Annotated in this window: 12 protein-coding genes; 1 reads left to right on the plus strand and 11 read right to left on the minus strand. The window is 68.6% G+C overall.

What is annotated here, in order from left to right; translation table 11 throughout:
• Nucleotides 1-32: 32 nt before the first annotated feature.
• The 11 genes from ED92_RS23710 to ED92_RS23760 form a co-directional block, all read right to left on the minus strand.
• Nucleotides 33-635, minus strand: a complete 603-nt coding sequence (locus ED92_RS23710) for a hypothetical protein (RefSeq protein WP_037342109.1) — start codon at nucleotides 633-635, stop codon at nucleotides 33-35.
• Complete coding sequence (locus tag ED92_RS23715) at nucleotides 632-1135, minus strand: hypothetical protein (protein ID WP_037342110.1); 504 nt, start codon at nucleotides 1133-1135, stop codon at nucleotides 632-634. Before ED92_RS23715 ends, ED92_RS23710 begins: the two co-directional genes overlap by 4 nt.
• Entirely contained in the window at nucleotides 1120-2313 is a 1194-nt protein-coding gene (locus tag ED92_RS23720) for an MCE family protein (protein ID WP_037342111.1), read from the minus strand. The genes ED92_RS23715 and ED92_RS23720 overlap by 16 nt, the downstream gene beginning before the upstream one ends.
• Entirely contained in the window at nucleotides 2313-3368 is a 1056-nt protein-coding gene (locus tag ED92_RS23725) for an MCE family protein (RefSeq protein WP_037342112.1), read from the minus strand. The genes ED92_RS23720 and ED92_RS23725 overlap by 1 nt, the downstream gene beginning before the upstream one ends.
• Nucleotides 3368-4360, minus strand: a complete 993-nt coding sequence (locus ED92_RS23730) for an MCE family protein (protein WP_037342113.1) — start codon at nucleotides 4358-4360, stop codon at nucleotides 3368-3370. Before ED92_RS23730 ends, ED92_RS23725 begins: the two co-directional genes overlap by 1 nt.
• Nucleotides 4357-5346 (minus strand): MCE family protein, encoded by a 990-nt coding sequence (locus ED92_RS23735; protein WP_037342601.1) that lies wholly within the window; start codon nucleotides 5344-5346, stop codon nucleotides 4357-4359. The genes ED92_RS23730 and ED92_RS23735 overlap by 4 nt, the downstream gene beginning before the upstream one ends.
• Nucleotides 5343-6350, minus strand: a complete 1008-nt coding sequence (locus ED92_RS23740) for an MCE family protein (protein WP_037342114.1) — start codon at nucleotides 6348-6350, stop codon at nucleotides 5343-5345. Before ED92_RS23740 ends, ED92_RS23735 begins: the two co-directional genes overlap by 4 nt.
• Nucleotides 6347-7612: an MCE family protein gene (locus tag ED92_RS23745; RefSeq protein ID WP_037342115.1), complete on the minus strand. Its 1266-nt coding sequence runs from the start codon at nucleotides 7610-7612 to the stop codon at nucleotides 6347-6349. The genes ED92_RS23740 and ED92_RS23745 overlap by 4 nt, the downstream gene beginning before the upstream one ends.
• Complete coding sequence (locus ED92_RS23750; protein WP_037342116.1) at nucleotides 7609-8460, minus strand: ABC transporter permease; 852 nt, start codon at nucleotides 8458-8460, stop codon at nucleotides 7609-7611. The genes ED92_RS23745 and ED92_RS23750 overlap by 4 nt, the downstream gene beginning before the upstream one ends.
• Nucleotides 8460-9254 (minus strand): ABC transporter permease, encoded by a 795-nt coding sequence (locus ED92_RS23755; RefSeq protein ID WP_037342604.1) that lies wholly within the window; start codon nucleotides 9252-9254, stop codon nucleotides 8460-8462. The genes ED92_RS23750 and ED92_RS23755 overlap by 1 nt, the downstream gene beginning before the upstream one ends.
• Before the next feature lie 481 nt (nucleotides 9255-9735).
• Complete coding sequence (locus ED92_RS23760; protein ID WP_172843578.1) at nucleotides 9736-10731, minus strand: LLM class flavin-dependent oxidoreductase; 996 nt, start codon at nucleotides 10729-10731, stop codon at nucleotides 9736-9738.
• A 185-nt stretch (nucleotides 10732-10916) separates the two neighbouring features.
• Between ED92_RS23760 and ED92_RS23765 the strand changes: the two genes are divergently transcribed.
• A complete protein-coding gene (locus ED92_RS23765) occupies nucleotides 10917-14711 on the plus strand; it encodes a WD-40 repeat protein (RefSeq protein WP_037342118.1) in 3795 nt (1264 codons plus the stop codon).
• Nucleotides 14712-14889 lie beyond the last annotated feature (178 nt).

A 14889-nucleotide genomic window follows, 5' to 3' on the forward strand; every position in this document is an offset into this window, starting at 1 on the left:
TCCTCGTTTTCTCTCCTGGTTTACAAAGCGGATCACCTGGGGATGAGGTCGGTGATGACCCAATTGTCGCCTTCGCGTTCCGCGGTGATCGAAAGCTGTGCCGCGGCCGCCGTCGAAGAATTGTTGTCGGCCCGGACGGCCGCTTGATCGAGGAATACCAGCAGCCTCGCTTTACCGCCGCCGAGTTCCTGGACGGCGGATGAGGAGACCCGCGTGGTGAGGACCAGTTTCTGTGCCGGAGCCTTTTCCCGGACTTGGGCGAACAGCCGGTTATAGGACTCCAGCGCCTTTCCTCTGAGAACCGCGGCAGCCGCCTTTTCGGTGACGTCGGTCCGGTCGTAGGAATAGGAGAAGATCTTGTCGAGCGCCACCGTCACCGCGGAGTTCACCTCGGCCGTCGCGCCGACGTCGGTGAGCGCGGTGTTGGCCGCCGACGGCGCCGCCGAGATCGACCTCGCCTCCAGCGTGAACCACACCCCGGCCGCCACCAGCACGGCCGCCGCGACCAGCAGGATCAGTGGCAGGTCCGGCCGGCGGGACGGCTTCCGGGCGGCCTCTTCGGTGGTCTCTTCGGCCGTGGTCTCGGGCTCGGTCTCCGCAGTGACATCGGTGTCGGTGTCGGTCGTGGCGGTCATCGCGCACCCACCGGCAGCTGGTCGAGCGCGCTGAGCTTCCAGCCCTCGGCCGTCCTGGTCAGTCCGGCGGCGAAGCGGTTGCGTTTCGTCGTCGGCGCCGCGCCTTCCTTCGCCATCGTGATCTCCACCGATGCCAGCATCTTGGCCGTTCCCGCGTGGTCGTCGAGTTCGCTGATCGCCGCGTCGAGCACCTTGCCCGTCGAGACCGTCGCGTCCTTGGTGAGCGCCTGCCTGGTCGCGTCGTCGGTCTTGCCCAGCTGATCGCGCAGCGGGCCGGTCGACGCCGCGAGCCAGTCGGCGATGCCCTGGTCGACCCGGTGATGATCGAGGCTGGTCAGCCGGGCGACGAGTTCGCGTCCGGATTTCAGCGCTTCGTCGCGGGAGTTGCCGTAGGACACGGCCTCGGAAGCCGTCGCGGTGAACCAGGTGTACCCGGCCCATCCCGCGAACGCGCAGGCCGCGGCGAACACCGCGATCGCGATCTTCAGTTTCGCAGCCACAACATCTCCTCGAGGCTGGTGGACGTCGGCTGGCCGTCGGCGCCGAAGCCGCCGGGGATCGCGGCGGGCGGGACGCCGCCCTTCGGCGCGTTCTGCGAGCCGCGGACCGAACTCGCGTCGCCCCTGTCGAGCGTGCACGCGGCACTCGTGTTGAACGGCAGGGCCGAGAGCTCCGCGCTGTTCCGGACCTTCGTGCCCTCGTAGCCCTTGGTGCACGGCATCGGATCGAAGAAGGTCAGGACCAGTCCGATCTTCCCGGACTCCTCGTCGACGGCCGCGTCCACCGCGGACACCGCCTTCGGGGTGTTGATCAGCAGCTGCCGGAGGCCGTCGGTGCGCGCCGAGAACACGTGCGACGTCGTGAGCAGGTTCGCCAGCAGGATCGGCAGCCCCGGCTCGTTGTCCCGCAGCAGACCGGAAAGCTGTGTCGCCGCGTCGGGTGCCGTCGCGATCAGCCGCCGCAGGTCACCGTCCGAACGGGACAGCTGCTCGGCGAACTGCTTGGCGTTGCCGCTGAACTGCCGCCAGGCCTGCGACGAGTCGACCTGGGTCTTCAGCACGGTCGAGCCGTCGGTGATCAGCTTCTCCGTCTGCGGCAGGTGATCCGACGCCTGTTTGGTGAAGTCGGTGGTGGAGTCCAGCAGCACCTGCAGATTCGCGCCGGAACCGCGCAGGGCGTTGTCGAGTTCGTCGACCACGGTCCGCAGGTCCTCGGTCGGCACCGAAGCGGTCAGCGAGTCCAGATCGGTCAGCAGATTCTGTACCGGCAGCGGAACGGTCGTCGCCTCGCGCGGGATGACCGAACCCTCGGCGAGGAACGGCCCGTCGCCGGTCCGGGGTTGCAGGTCGACGAACTGCTCGCCGACCGCGGACCGGTTCGCCACGACCGCCCGCGAGTTCGCGGGGATCGGGGGCGCGCCGTCGTCGATCAGCAGATCCGCCTCCATCCCGCCGTCGGTGAGCCGCAGTTCGCCGACCCGGCCGACGGCGACGCCCCGGTAGGTCACCTCGCCGTTGGTGAACAGGCCCCCGCCGTCGGTCAGCGCGAGCTTCACGGTGTACCCGCTCGCCCCGAAGAGCCTGCCGAGCCCCGCGTAGTTCGCCCCGACGAACGCCGTCGTCGCCAGGGCGAGGATCACGAACGCGATCACCTGGATCCGGACACGGGTGGTGAGCATCAGCTACCTCCGGAGGACGGCAGCGGCAGGGTCGGGAGCCCCGGCGGGACCCCTTCGCCAGGGGGAGGGAGTTCGACGCCCGGCGCGGGGATCATCGTGGCGTAGACGTTCAGGTAGTCGCCCTTGATCCCGTCGCGGACGGCGTCGGTGAACGGGAACGTCGGCAGGATCTCCAGCGACTTGGGCAGGCTCTCGCCGGCATCGGCCAGCCGTTTCAGGATCGGTGCGAGCGCGGTGAGGTCCGCGACGAGGTCGGCGCGGCTCTTCTTGATCACGTCGACGCCGACCCCGGAGAGCCGGTCCAGCGACTGCAGCATCGAGACGAGCTGGGTGCGCTGATCGGAGAGGCTCTGGAGGCCGGGCGTGAGATCGGTGAGCGCGCCTTCGACCTGCTTCTTCCGGTTCGCCAGCGTGGCCGAGAGCTGGTTGAGACCGTCGAGCGCCGAGGTGATCTCGGAGCGGTGGGAGTCCAGGTTGGACACCAGTTTCTCCACAGTGGACAGGAACGAGCGGATCTCCTCCTCGTTGCCGTCCATCACCTTCGACAGCTCGCGGTTGATGGTCTGCAGCTGGCCGATCCCGCCGCCGTTGAGCAGCAGGGACAGCGCGCCGAAGATCTCCTCGAACTCCGGGTTGCGGTTCGTGCTCGAGACGGGGATCACCGCGCCGTGGCCCAGCCTGCCCTCGGCCTTCGCCGCGCTCGGGGCGAGTTCGATGAACTTCTCGCCGAGCAGGCTGGACTGCCGCAGCCGCGCGATGGCGTTGGCGGGCAGGTGGACGTCGCCGTTGACCGCCAAGACGGTCTCGGCCGTCCAGCCGTCCTCGCCGAGCCGGATCGTCTCGACCCGGCCGACCGGGACGTCGCCGACCTTCACCGCGGCCTGCGGGACCAGGTCGAGCACGTCGGCGAACTGCACGGTCACCCGGTACGGATGGTCGCCGATGTCCGCGCCGCCGGGCAGCGGCAGGTCGTAGACGCCCTTGAAATCCGACGAGCAGGAGGTGAGCGCGACGCAGCACGCGGCGAGCGCGGCGATCGCCCGTTTCGTGGCCATCAGCGCCCCCCGGTGTAGGTGTCGCCGGCGACGGGCAGCGGGAGCGGGGCGTATTCGAGCATGTTGCCGCGGCTCTGCAGTTTGCCGGTCTTCGGGTCGACGGCTTCGAGCACGTTCGTCACCGCCAGCGGGATCGTGTCGAGGGTCTCGGCCAGCGCGGCGCGTTTGTCGACCAGCGTCCCGGTCGTCACCGCGAGCTTGTCCACATTGGACTTGATCAGCGCGCGGTTCTCCTTGATGAACTGCTGGATCTCCGCGAGCGCACTACCGAGGCCGTTGAGCGCGCGGGCGAGTTCGTCCTTGTTCGCGGCCAGTGTCCCGGTCACCGAGGCGAGCTGCTTGTTGACCTCGCTGACGTTGCGGTCGTTGGTCGCCAGCATCGAGGTGAACCGCTGCAGCTCGTCGACGGTGGCGAACAGGTTCTGCGAGTTCCCGGACAGGGTCCTGGCGAGGTCGGCGAAGTTGCGCACCGACTCGTTGAACGGTTTGCCGTTGCCCTGCAGGTTCTTCGCGCCGGTGCGCAGCAGATCCGAAAGCGCGCCGTCGGCGTTCGCCCCCTTGGGTCCGAGCGCCTTGGCGAGCGTGTCGAGGCTGGAGTAGAGCTGGTCGAGTTCCACCGGGGTGCCGGTGCGCTCGACCGGGATCACCGCGCCGTCGTCCAGCCGGTTTCCCGCGCGGGTGAGCTTGGTGAACTGGACGTACCGGTCCGCCACCACGCTCGGCGCCACGACCAGGACGTTCGTGTCGGCGGCGATCGGTGTCGAGCCGTCGACGGTCAGCACGACCTTGACCCGCTCTCCTTCCGGGGCGACCGATTCCACCTGGCCGACCCGGACGCCGAGCACGCGCACGTCCGATCCACTGTAGACACCGACCGCGCGCGAGAAGTACACGGTGACGCGGTCGAGCCCGCTGCCGGAGAAGATCCACCAGAGCCCGCCGACGACGGCCAGCGCGAGCACGAGCGCGAGGGTGACGAATCTGCTGATCACCGGCGGCCTCCCGGGATCTTCGGGGTGCAGGGGTCCCGGTTCTCCGGGACGAGGCCGCACAGGTAGCCGTCCACCCAGCGCCCGTTGCCGAGCGAGTTGTTCACCACGCGGAAGTACGGCGCGGCGAGGTCGAGGCTCTTGGCGAGATTGTCGTTCTGCCGCTGCAGGATGTCGGTCACCTCTCCGAGCTGTCTGAGCGCTCCGCCGAGCTGGTCCTTGTTGTCCTTCACCAGTCCCGAAAGCTGGGCGGCGAGCTGCTGCGAGCCGGTCAGCAGGTCGTGGATCGCCTGCCGCCGGCGGTCCAGTTCGGTCAGCAGGAGATTGCCGTTCGAAAGGAGCTTGGCGAAGTCGTCGTTCGAATTCGCGAGCGTGGTGGTGAGGCCGTGCGCGTTGGACAGCAGGCTGGCGAGCTCGCTGTCCCTGGAGGACACGGTCTTCGACAGCGACGTCAGCCCTTCGAGCGCCTTCTTGATGTGCTCGGGCGAGTTCTTGAACGTGTCGGACAGCGTCGTGAAGCTCTCCGCGAGCTGATCGGTGTCGATCGCGCCCGCGGTGTCGGCCAGCCCGTTGAAGGCCTCGGTGACGTCGTAGGGCGTCACGGTCCTGGTGCGCGGGATGATCTGCTTCGGGTTCTGCACCGTCTCGCCGGTCGGGCGCAGCGCGAGGAACTTCCGGCCCAGCAAGGTCTTGATCTTGATCTCGGCGGCGGTCTTGTCGCCGACCCAGGCGTCCTTGACCCGGAAGCTGACCACCACGTGGTCTTCGGCGAGCCGGACGTCGCTCACCTCGCCGACCTTGATCCCGGCGATGCGGACCTCGTCGTCCTGCTGCAGGCCCGCCGCTTCGGAGAATTCGGCCTGGTAGGTGGTTCCGGAGCCGATGATCGGGAGGTTCTCGTAGTTGAGCGTCGCGGTCAGCACCGCCGCCGCCACGGCACTGCCGACGAGACCGACGACGATCGGGTTCCGTTCCTTGAAGGGTTTCACGACGTGCACCTCTCCGCCGTCGCCGGGATCCCGCGGGGAGGCGTGACCTTGAGGACGGCCGAGCACAGGTAGAAGTTCATCCACGATCCGTAGGAGCTGATCCGCCCCAGTTCGTTCAGCTTCCCCGGGAGGACGGTGAGGAAGTTGTCTACCTCGGCCTTCGCCTCGTCGGTCGTCAGCTGACCGGAGAGCAGGCCGAGGCCTTCGATGCTGTCCTTGAGCGGTTTCCTGCCCTGCTCGAGCAGACCGGCCGTGGCCGTGGTGAGTTCCGCGAGACCCGAGACGGCTTCCCCGATCTCGGTGCGGTCACCGGCGAGGCCGGTCACCAGCTCCTTCAGCGTGGAGACCAAAGTGGACAGCGCGTCACCCTTGCCGTTGATGCTCTTCAGCACCGTGTCCAGGTTCGTGATCACCTCGCCGATCACCTTGTCGCGGCCGGCGAGCGTGGTGGTCAGCGAACCGGTGTGCGCCAGCAGGCTTTCCACCGTGCCGCCCTCACCCTGCAGCACCTGGACGATTTCGCCGGAGAGCTGGTTGACGTCCTTGGGCGAGAGGGCCTGGAACAGCGGTTTGAAGCCGTTGAACAGTTCCGTGAGATCCAGCGCGGGTGTCGTGCGCTCCAGCGGGATCTCCGCGCCGGGCTCCAGGAGTTCGCGCGTGCCCTTGCCGCGTTCGAGCGCGATGTAGCGCTGGCCGACCATGTTGCGGTACTTGATCACCGCGGTGACGTCGGCGGGCAGCCTGCGCTGGGAGTCGAGGGAGAACTCGACGCGGGCCAGGCTGTGGTCGGCGATCTCGAGTGCCTCGATCTGGCCGACCCGCACCCCGGAGATCCGGACGTCGTCGCCGACGTTCAGCGAGGTCGCGTCGAGGAATTTGGCGCTGTAGTTCTTGGTGTCGCCGAGGCCGGTGTTCGTGATGGACACCGCCAGCAGCACCGTCGCCAGCGTCGTGACGACGACGAAGATCAGCCCCTTGATCAGGGGGCTCACGAAGTTCCTCATCGCAGGGTCACCTCCGTGCCGCGGTAGAGCGGGCCGACGAGCACGCTGCCCCAGGCGGGTACCTCGGCCGTCGGAACACCCATGGACGGCGCGACCAGGGTGGAGATCAGTTCCCGCTCCTGCGGCGAGTTCGGCAGCCCGAGGTCGCCCTGCGCGCCCGGCAGCGCGGCGGTCTTCTCACCGGTCGCCGCGATCCCTTGGCCCATCAGGCCGTTGGACGGATAGCAGCGCGGCTCACCGGAGGCGTTGTAGACCGGATCGTCCTTGCCCGGGACGTATTTGCCACGAGGCTGGGTCACGACGATCTCCGCGTGCAGGCCGGGTTCGTCGGTTCCGGCGCCCAGCACCTTGTCCATCTGCGGTTTCAGTTTGGCGAGCGCGTCGAGCGTGCAGGCGAAACTGGGTGAGTACTTCGCGGCGACCTCCAGCGGTGCGCGGCTGTCGGCGGCGAGCGCGATGATGTTGGCGCGGTTGTTGGCGAGGAACGCCGTGACCTGCTGGGACGACGACGTCACCTGCTGGTACACCGACGCCAGCTCGGCCCGCTTCTCCTTGACCGTGTCGAGGGTGACGGCCGAGGCGCTCAGCGCGTCGAGCAGGTCCGGTGCGATGTCGCCGTACAGCTTCGAAACCGTGGCGAGGTCGCGGATGTTGTCGTTCAGCGCCGGGAGGTTCGGGTTGAACTCCTTGAGATACGCGGCCGCGGTGGCGAGCGTGTCGCCGATCTGGTCTCCGCGGCCTTCCAGCGCGGTGGAGACCGTGGTCAGCGTGGTCGCGAGCTTCTGCGGCTGCACCGCCTTGAGCAGCGGCAACAGGTTGTCGAAGACGCGCTCCAGTTCGATCGCGTTGGCCGAACGGTCCTGGGTGATGACGTCACCCGAACTCAAGGGTTCCGCCTTCGATCCGTCCGGAATGGACAGTTGCACGTAGCGTTCGCCGAACAGCGTCTTCGGCACGAGCAATGCGGACACGTTCTTCGGCAGCTGGGAGACCTTCCCGGGCTCCATGGCCAGGTCGATCTCCGCGCCGCCCGGCGTCGCGCGGACGTCGCGGATCTCACCGACCACCACGCCGCGGGCCTTGACCTGCCCGCCGGTGCGCAGCTGGTTGCCGACGCGGTCCGCCTGCAGCGTCACCGGCACGGAGTCGACGAAATCCTTCCGGTAGATCTTGATCGACAGCAGCACGAGAGCGGACATCACCACGAGGAACAGCACCCCGGCCGTCCTGACCCCGGCTTTGCGCAGCCCGCGCCGGCTCATCCGGCCACCTGCACCGTCGTGGTCGCGCCCCAGATCGCGAGGCTGAGGAAGAAGTCGAGCACGCTGACCGCCACGATCGCGGTCCGCACGCCGCGGCCGACCGCGACCCCGACGCCCGCCGGGCCGCCGCTCGCGCGGAAGCCGTAGTAGCAGTGGGCGAGCACGATCACGACACTGAACACCAGCACCTTGCCGAACGACCAGAGCACGTCGCCCGGCGGCAGGAACAGCAGGAAGTAGTGGTCGTAGGTGCCCGCGGACTGGCCGTAGAACCAGACGGTGATCTGACGTGACGCGAGGTACGAGGTCAGCAGGCCGATGGCGTACAACGGGATGACCGCGAGGAAGCCCGCGATGATCCGGGTGGTCACCAGGTACGGGACGCTGGGGATGCCCATCACTTCGAGCGCGTCGATCTCCTCGGAGATGCGCATCGCGCCCAGCTGCGCGGTGAACCCGCAGCCGACGGTCGCCGACAAGGCGAGCCCGGCCACGAGCGGCGCGATCTCGCGGGTGTTGAAGTACGCGGAGACGAACCCGGCGAACGCCGACGTCCCGACCTGATTGAGCGCCGAATACCCCTGGAGGCCGACGACCGTGCCGGTGAACACGGTCATCCCGATCATCACGCCGATCGTGCCGCCGATGACCGCGAGCGCGCCGCTGCCGAAACTGACCTCGGCCAGCAGGCGGGTGATCTCCCGGAGATAGCGGCGCACCGCGCGCGGAACCCAGGCGAGTGCCTTGAGGAAGAAGAGGATCTGGTCGCCGAGCGTGTCCAGGAACCCGAACCGGCGGTCGACGGCTTCGCGGACCCGCGCCGTTCGGGTGGGTGTCGTCGTGACCATCAGCTGCCCTTCGCCGGGACGAGCTGCAGGTAAAGCGTCGTCAGCACGAGGTTCAACAGGAACAGGAGGAGGAACGTGATGACCACGGATTGGTTCACCGCGTCACCGACGCCTTTCGGGCCGCCTTTCGGATTGAGCCCGCGATAAGAGGCGACGATCGCCGCGACGAAACCGAAGATGACCGCTTTGATCTCGCTGATCCAGAGGTCCGGAAGCTGCGCGAGAGCGGAGAAACTGGCCAGATACGCACCCGGTGTCCCGTTCTGCATGATGACGTTGAAGAAATAACCGCCGAGGACGCCGACCACACTGACCATTCCGTTGAGGAATGCGGCGACCCCCATCGCGGCGAGCACACGCGGCACGATCAGGCGCTGGACGGGGGAGACCCCGAGCACCTCCATCGCGTCGATCTCCTCGCGGATCGTGCGGGACCCGAGGTCCGCGCACATCGCCGAACCGCCCGCACCCGCGATCAGCAACGCCGTCACGATCGGGCTGGCCTGCTGGATGATCGCCAGCACACTGGCGGCGCCGGTGAAGGATTGCGCGCCGATCTGCGCGGTCAGGGACCCGATGTGCAGCGCGATCACCGCGCCGAACGGGATCGCGACCAGCGCCGTCGGCAGGATCGACACACTCGCGATGAACCAGAACTGCTGGATCAGTTCGCGTGCCTGGAAGGGCCGCCGGAAACTCAGGCGGACGACGTCGAGGCCGAGCGAATAGAGCCTTCCGGTCTCCCGGATCGCACCCGCGCCGGGGAATGAGGGTGCGCCAGTCCGGACGCCCACGCCGACCCTCCCGTTTTCCGGGCACGGCGAATACACCCCAGCTTGCGCAATTCCTTTGCTCCGAATGGCGGAACGGAATCGTTGAATGGGATCAACGGGGTGTTACCGTGCTGTTTGCTACTGGTCGGTACGCTAATCACGCGCCTGCCTGGTGACAAGAACTTCGGTGTGATCAAGACGTCACGTCCTGGTAACCGGTGAATTCTTGTCTTTTTCTGACAAAGGCGGGCGGGGATCTTGTCGGTTCTTTCGTGTTCGGTGGGGCGTTGGTCCGTTCGGGGCGCGGGGTGGGTGAGTGCGCTTGTCCGTGAAGGCCTCCTTGAGGGACCCAGGGTCCCTCAAGGAGGCCTTCACGGAACGGCTGACCTCTACAGGCTCTGAAGCAGGTCGGTCACGTGTCATGAAAGGGCCGTTCAGGACATCTTTCGTCCTGAACGGCCCTTTCATGACATTGCCGCAGCGGGCAGGAGACCGCCCGGCGTCAGCGCGCCAGTTCGGCGACCAGCTCGTACGACCGCACCCGGTCCGCCTGGTCGTGCACCATCGTCGTGATCATCAGCTCGTCGGCACCCGTATCCGCCAGCAAGGTCTCCAGTCCCTTGTGGACGGTCTCTGGCGAACCGATGACGCTGCTCGAAGCCCGGTCCTCGATGAACACGCGCTCGATGTCGGTGTACGGGTACGCCGCGGCCTCCTCCGGCGTCGGCAGCGGGATGGGACGGCCCTTGCGCAGGCTCAGGAACGTCAGGCCGCTCGGGGCGGCGAGGTACTGGGCGCGCTCGTCGGTTTCTGCGGCGACCACGGAGACGCCGAGCATCACGTACGGCTCGTCGAGGACGTCCGACGGTTTGAACGCGTCGCGGTAGAGCGCCACGGCGGGCAGCGTGTTCTCGGCGCTGAAGTGGTGCGCGAACGAGAACGGCAGGCCCAGTTCGCCCGCCATCCGCGCGCTGAATCCGCTCGAACCGAGCAGCCAGACCGGCGGCTTGTTGCCCTCGGCGGTCACGGCGTTGACGGCGCGCTGGTCGGAGTGCTCGAAGTAGGCCAGCAGTTCCGCGAACTGCTGCGGGAAGTTCTCCGCGCTGAGCCCGCCGGGGCCGCGCAGCGCGAGCGCGGTCCGCTGGTCGGTGCCCGGGGCGCGCCCGATGCCGAGGTCGATCCGGCCGGGGTGGAACGCCTCCAGGGTGCCGAACTGCTCGGCCACCACCAGCGGCGCGTGGTTCGGCAGCATGACCCCGCCGGAGCCGACCCGGATACGTTCGGTGGCGGCCGCGACCTGGCCGATCATCACGGCAGTCGCCGAACTCGCGATACCGGGCATGTTGTGGTGCTCGGCGAGCCAGTACCGGTGATAGCCGAGGGCCTCGGTCCGGCGGGCGAGGTCGAGGGTGTTGCGCAGCGAATCCGCCACACCGCCTCCGGCCACGACGGGCGAGAGGTCGAGCACGGACAGCGGGATGTCAGGCAAAGAGGTCACGCCCCGGTACAACGCGGTGGGACCCCGATCCCTTCCCGCGCCTGTCGATCGATCGAAATTAACCACCTCGATGTACCCGGTACTCGGCGGAGTCCCCCCGTTTCCACGGTACGGTTGCCCCCGAATGCGAGGGTGGGAAAACCACTGAAAAGAAAGGATTTAGGGTGCCGCGTCCGGAGCGACCTTTGGACCCCGGGGACGATCCGTTGCTGGAGTTCGCCGCCGATCTCCGGCGTTTGCGGGAGAAGGCCGGAAACCCGACGTACCGCGAGCTGGGCAGGCGTGCCCACTACTCCGCGGGAACCCTCTCCGAAGCCGCCGGCGGGAAGAAGATGCCCAGCTTGGCGGTGACGTTGGCCTATGTCCGGGCGTGCGACGGCCCCGAGGAGGAGTGGGAGGCCCGATGGCACGACGTGACCGAGCGAACGCGCGGCGGAGTCCATGATTCACCGGTTGCCCCGCTGAATGGGGAATCGGCACCTTATATCGGCCTGACCGCATTCGGACCGGACGACGCGAGCCGATTCTTCGGTCGCGAACGACTTGTCGGAAAACTCGTCGCGAGGCTTTCGGATCAACGATTCTTGGCGGTTCTGGGAGCCTCCGGTTCCGGTAAGTCGTCGTTGCTCCGGGCGGGCCTGCTCCCCGCGCTCGCCGAGGCCTCCGTGACCATGCTGATGACCCCGGGGTCGCGGCCGCTGCAGGAGTGCGCCGTCCAGTTCGGCGCCGCGCTCGGGCTCGCGCCGGGCGGGCTGCTCGCCGAACTCACCGAGCATCCGCGCAACCTCGGCCTGGCCGCCCGTCAGCTGGTCGCCGACCGCGAGGGCGACGTCGTGCTGGTCGTCGACCAGTTCGAAGAGGTCTTCACGCTCTGCCAGGACGCCGACGAGCGGGCCGCCTTCCTGTCGGCGCTGGTCACCGCGACGACCGAGCCGGAGAGCCGGACGAGGGTCGTCCTCGGCATCCGCACCGACTTCTACACGCACTGCGCGCGGCATCCCGAGCTGGTCGAAGCCATGCAGGACGCGCAGGTCCTCGTCGGCCCGATGAGCACCGAGGAACTGCGTCAGGCCATCTCGCGGCCGGCGATCGACGCCGGGTACCGCGTCGAGAACGCGCTGGTCTCGCGGCTCGTCGCCGACGCGACGGGGCAGCCCGGCGTGCTGCCGCTGCTTTCGCACGCCCTGCTGGAGACCTGGCGCCGCCGTCACGGCAACACGCTCACCCTCACCGGCTACGAGTCCACCGGCGGGATCGAACGGTCGGTCGCCCAGACCTCCGAGCACACCTTCACCGCGCTGAGCGAACATCAGCAGCGGCTGGCGAACCAGATCTTCCTGCGGATGACCGCGCTCGGCGAAGGCACTGAGGACACCAAACGCCGCATCACCCGCGACGAGGTGGACGCCGACGACCCGGACGTCGCCGTCGTGCTGGACAGGCTGGCGTCTTCGCGGCTGGTCACCCTCGACGACAACGGCATCGAGATCGCGCACGAGGCGCTGATCCGGGGCTGGCCGCGCCTGCGCGAATGGCTCGCCGAGGATCGCGAGGGCCTGCGTGTGCACCGCCAGCTCACCGAGGCGACCGAAGCGTGGGAATCGGTCGGCCGCGACGAAGGCTGGCTCTACCGCGGCGCGCGGCTGTCCATCGCCAGGGATTGGGCGGGGGAGCACGAGAGCGCGCTTTCCCAGCGTGAACGCCGGTTCCTGGAGGCGAGCGCGGCGATCGAGAACCACGAGCAGGCCGTCGCGCGGCGCCGCACCCGGCGGCTGCGCCAGCTGGTCGCGCTCCTGGCCGTCCTGCTGGTGCTGGCGACGGCCGCGATGGTCTACGCTGTCCGCGCCGAGCAGACCGCGACCGCCCAGCGCAACAGCGCGCTCGCACAGAAGGTCGCCGGGCAGGCCATCGAAATGCGGACGACGAATCCGGCGCTGGCCGCGCAGCTCGCGCTGGCGGCGTACCGCGTCGATCCGAGCGTCGACACCCGCGGCAGCGTGCTCGGGATGTTCGAGTCGCCGTACTCGACCCGCGTCCGCGGGCACGGCCACCGCGTCAACGCGACCGCCCTGCGCGGCGACGGCCAGGTGATGGTGACCGGCAGCTGGGACCAGACGGCCAAGCTGTGGGACATCAAGGATCCCCACCGGCCGAGCGAGCTGGCCACGCTGACCGGGCACACCGGCAACGTCAACTCGGTGTCCTTCAGCGCCGACGGCGGCGCGGTCGCGACGGCGGGCTGGGACAAGACCGCGCGGGTGTGGAATGTCGCCGATCCGGCGAAACCCGGGCCGGGCGTGCTGGTCGGGGAGCATCCGGGCCGGGTCAACGCGGTGGCGTTCAGCCCGAAGGCGGCGGTGCTCGCCACCGCGGACGGCGAGGGCACGGTGCGCCTGTTCGACGTCCGCGACCTCGCGAAACCGGTGCTGACGGCCACGCTCACCGGGCACACCGGCAACGTCAACGGGCTCGCCTACGCCCCCGACGGGCGGACGCTCGTCTCGACCGGCGCCGACAAGACCGCGCGGCTGTGGGACGTCGCCGATCCGCTCCAGGCCAAACCGCTCGGAGTGGTGAACGGGCACACCGCCGGCGTCCACTCCGCGGCGTTCAGCCCGGACGGACGGACGCTCGCCACCGCGAGCATCGACCAGACCGCGCGCCTGTGGAACATCGCCGACCCCACGGCGCCGTCACCGCTGGGGACGATGACCGCGCACAAGTCCATCGTGCGGTCCGTGGCGTTCAGTCCCGACGGGACGACGCTGGCCACGACCGGTTTCGACCGCGCCGCGCGGCTGTGGGACATCACCGATCCGGCGAAGCCGCGCGAGAAACCGGCGCTCGTCGGGCATACCGCGGCCGTGGTCTGGGCGGTGTTCTCCCCGGACGGCCGCACACTGGTGACCGCGAGCGACGACCAGACGGTGCGGATGTGGGATCTGCCGGGGCCGGCGATCAGCGGCCCGGCGAGGTCGGCCTGCCGGGCGGTGTTCAGCGCCGGCGGGGAGCTGCTGGCCACCGGCAGCCAGGACGGCGTGGTGCGCCTGGTCGACGTGTCCGACACGCGGAACCCGCGTGAGCTGAGCAAGATCACCGGCTTCGGCCAGGGTGTCTGCGGGCTCGCGTTCAGTCCGGACGGCCGGGCGCTCGCCGCCGGCTCCTGGGACCACACGATGCGGCTGATCGACGTCACCGATCCGCGCAAGCCGGTCGACGCGGGCGTCTTCTACCGCCCGGCGGACGAGATCGACCCCGTCGCGTTCAGCCCGGACGGCCGGACGCTCGCGACCGCGGGTTCCGGGCACACGATGAAGCTGTGGGACGTGGCCGACATCCGGCGGCCCGTCGAACTCGCGACCCTCACCGGGCACGAGGACGACGTCCACTCGCTCGCGTTCAGCCCGGACGGCCGCACCCTGCTCAGCGGGGGCTGGGATCACACCGCTCGGCTGTGGGACGTCTCGATGCCGAAGGCGCCGAAGCAGCTTTCGGTACTGAAAGGACACTCCGACACGGTGTTCTCGGTGGCCTACAGCCCGGACGGGAAACTCGCCGCCACCGGAAGCGCCGACCGCACGGCCCGGCTCTGGGACGTGACGGATCCGGCGGCACCCCGGGAGGCTGCGCTGCTGGCGGGGCACACCGACAACGTCATCTCGGTCGCGTTCAGCGGCGACAGGAAGACCTTCTCGACCGGCAGCTACGACCGGTCCGTGCGACTATGGGACGTCTCCGATCCGGGATCCGTCCGCGAATCGGCGAACCTGACCGACGACGTCGACCGGGTCAACGCCGTGGCGTTCGCCCCCGACGGGCACACCCTCGCGGGCTCGGTCGCGGACGGCAGCGTGCGGTTGTGGGAGACCAGCCCCGAGCGGGCGGCCGAACGCATCTGCGCGACGGTGTACCCGCGGATCACGGCGGGCGAGTGGGAACAACACCTGCCGGGGCTCGATTACCAGCCTCCGTGCCCGTGACCACGGCCGATTCGTTGTTCGGCGTTGTTGTTCGGTGAAATCGCGGTGACACCGAACAACGAAGAGGCGCTAGAAATACCCCTGGACGTGCGATGCGTCCCCACATCGTTCACTCACCGGGGGTCTGAAGGGCTCCTTCAGGGCATTCACCAGTGTCCTGAAGGAGCCCTTCAGCTTT

The organism is Amycolatopsis sp. MJM2582 (genome assembly GCF_000754115.1).
In the GTDB taxonomy this organism is placed as follows: Bacteria; Actinomycetota; Actinomycetes; order Mycobacteriales; family Pseudonocardiaceae; genus Amycolatopsis; species Amycolatopsis japonica.

Excerpts from the sequence above, each read along its gene's own strand:
- ED92_RS23750 (WP_037342116.1), bottom strand. The coding sequence starts at position 8,460 with ATGGTCACGACGACACCCACCCGAACGGCGCGGGTCCGCGAAGCCGTC.
- ED92_RS23745 (WP_037342115.1), bottom strand. The coding sequence starts at position 7,612 with ATGAGCCGGCGCGGGCTGCGCAAAGCCGGGGTCAGGACGGCCGGGGTG.
- ED92_RS23740 (WP_037342114.1), bottom strand. The coding sequence starts at position 6,350 with ATGAGGAACTTCGTGAGCCCCCTGATCAAGGGGCTGATCTTCGTCGTC.
- ED92_RS23720 (WP_037342111.1), bottom strand. The coding sequence starts at position 2,313 with ATGCTCACCACCCGTGTCCGGATCCAGGTGATCGCGTTCGTGATCCTC.
- ED92_RS23710 (WP_037342109.1), bottom strand. The coding sequence starts at position 635 with ATGACCGCCACGACCGACACCGACACCGATGTCACTGCGGAGACCGAG.
- ED92_RS23725 (WP_037342112.1), bottom strand. The coding sequence starts at position 3,368 with ATGGCCACGAAACGGGCGATCGCCGCGCTCGCCGCGTGCTGCGTCGCG.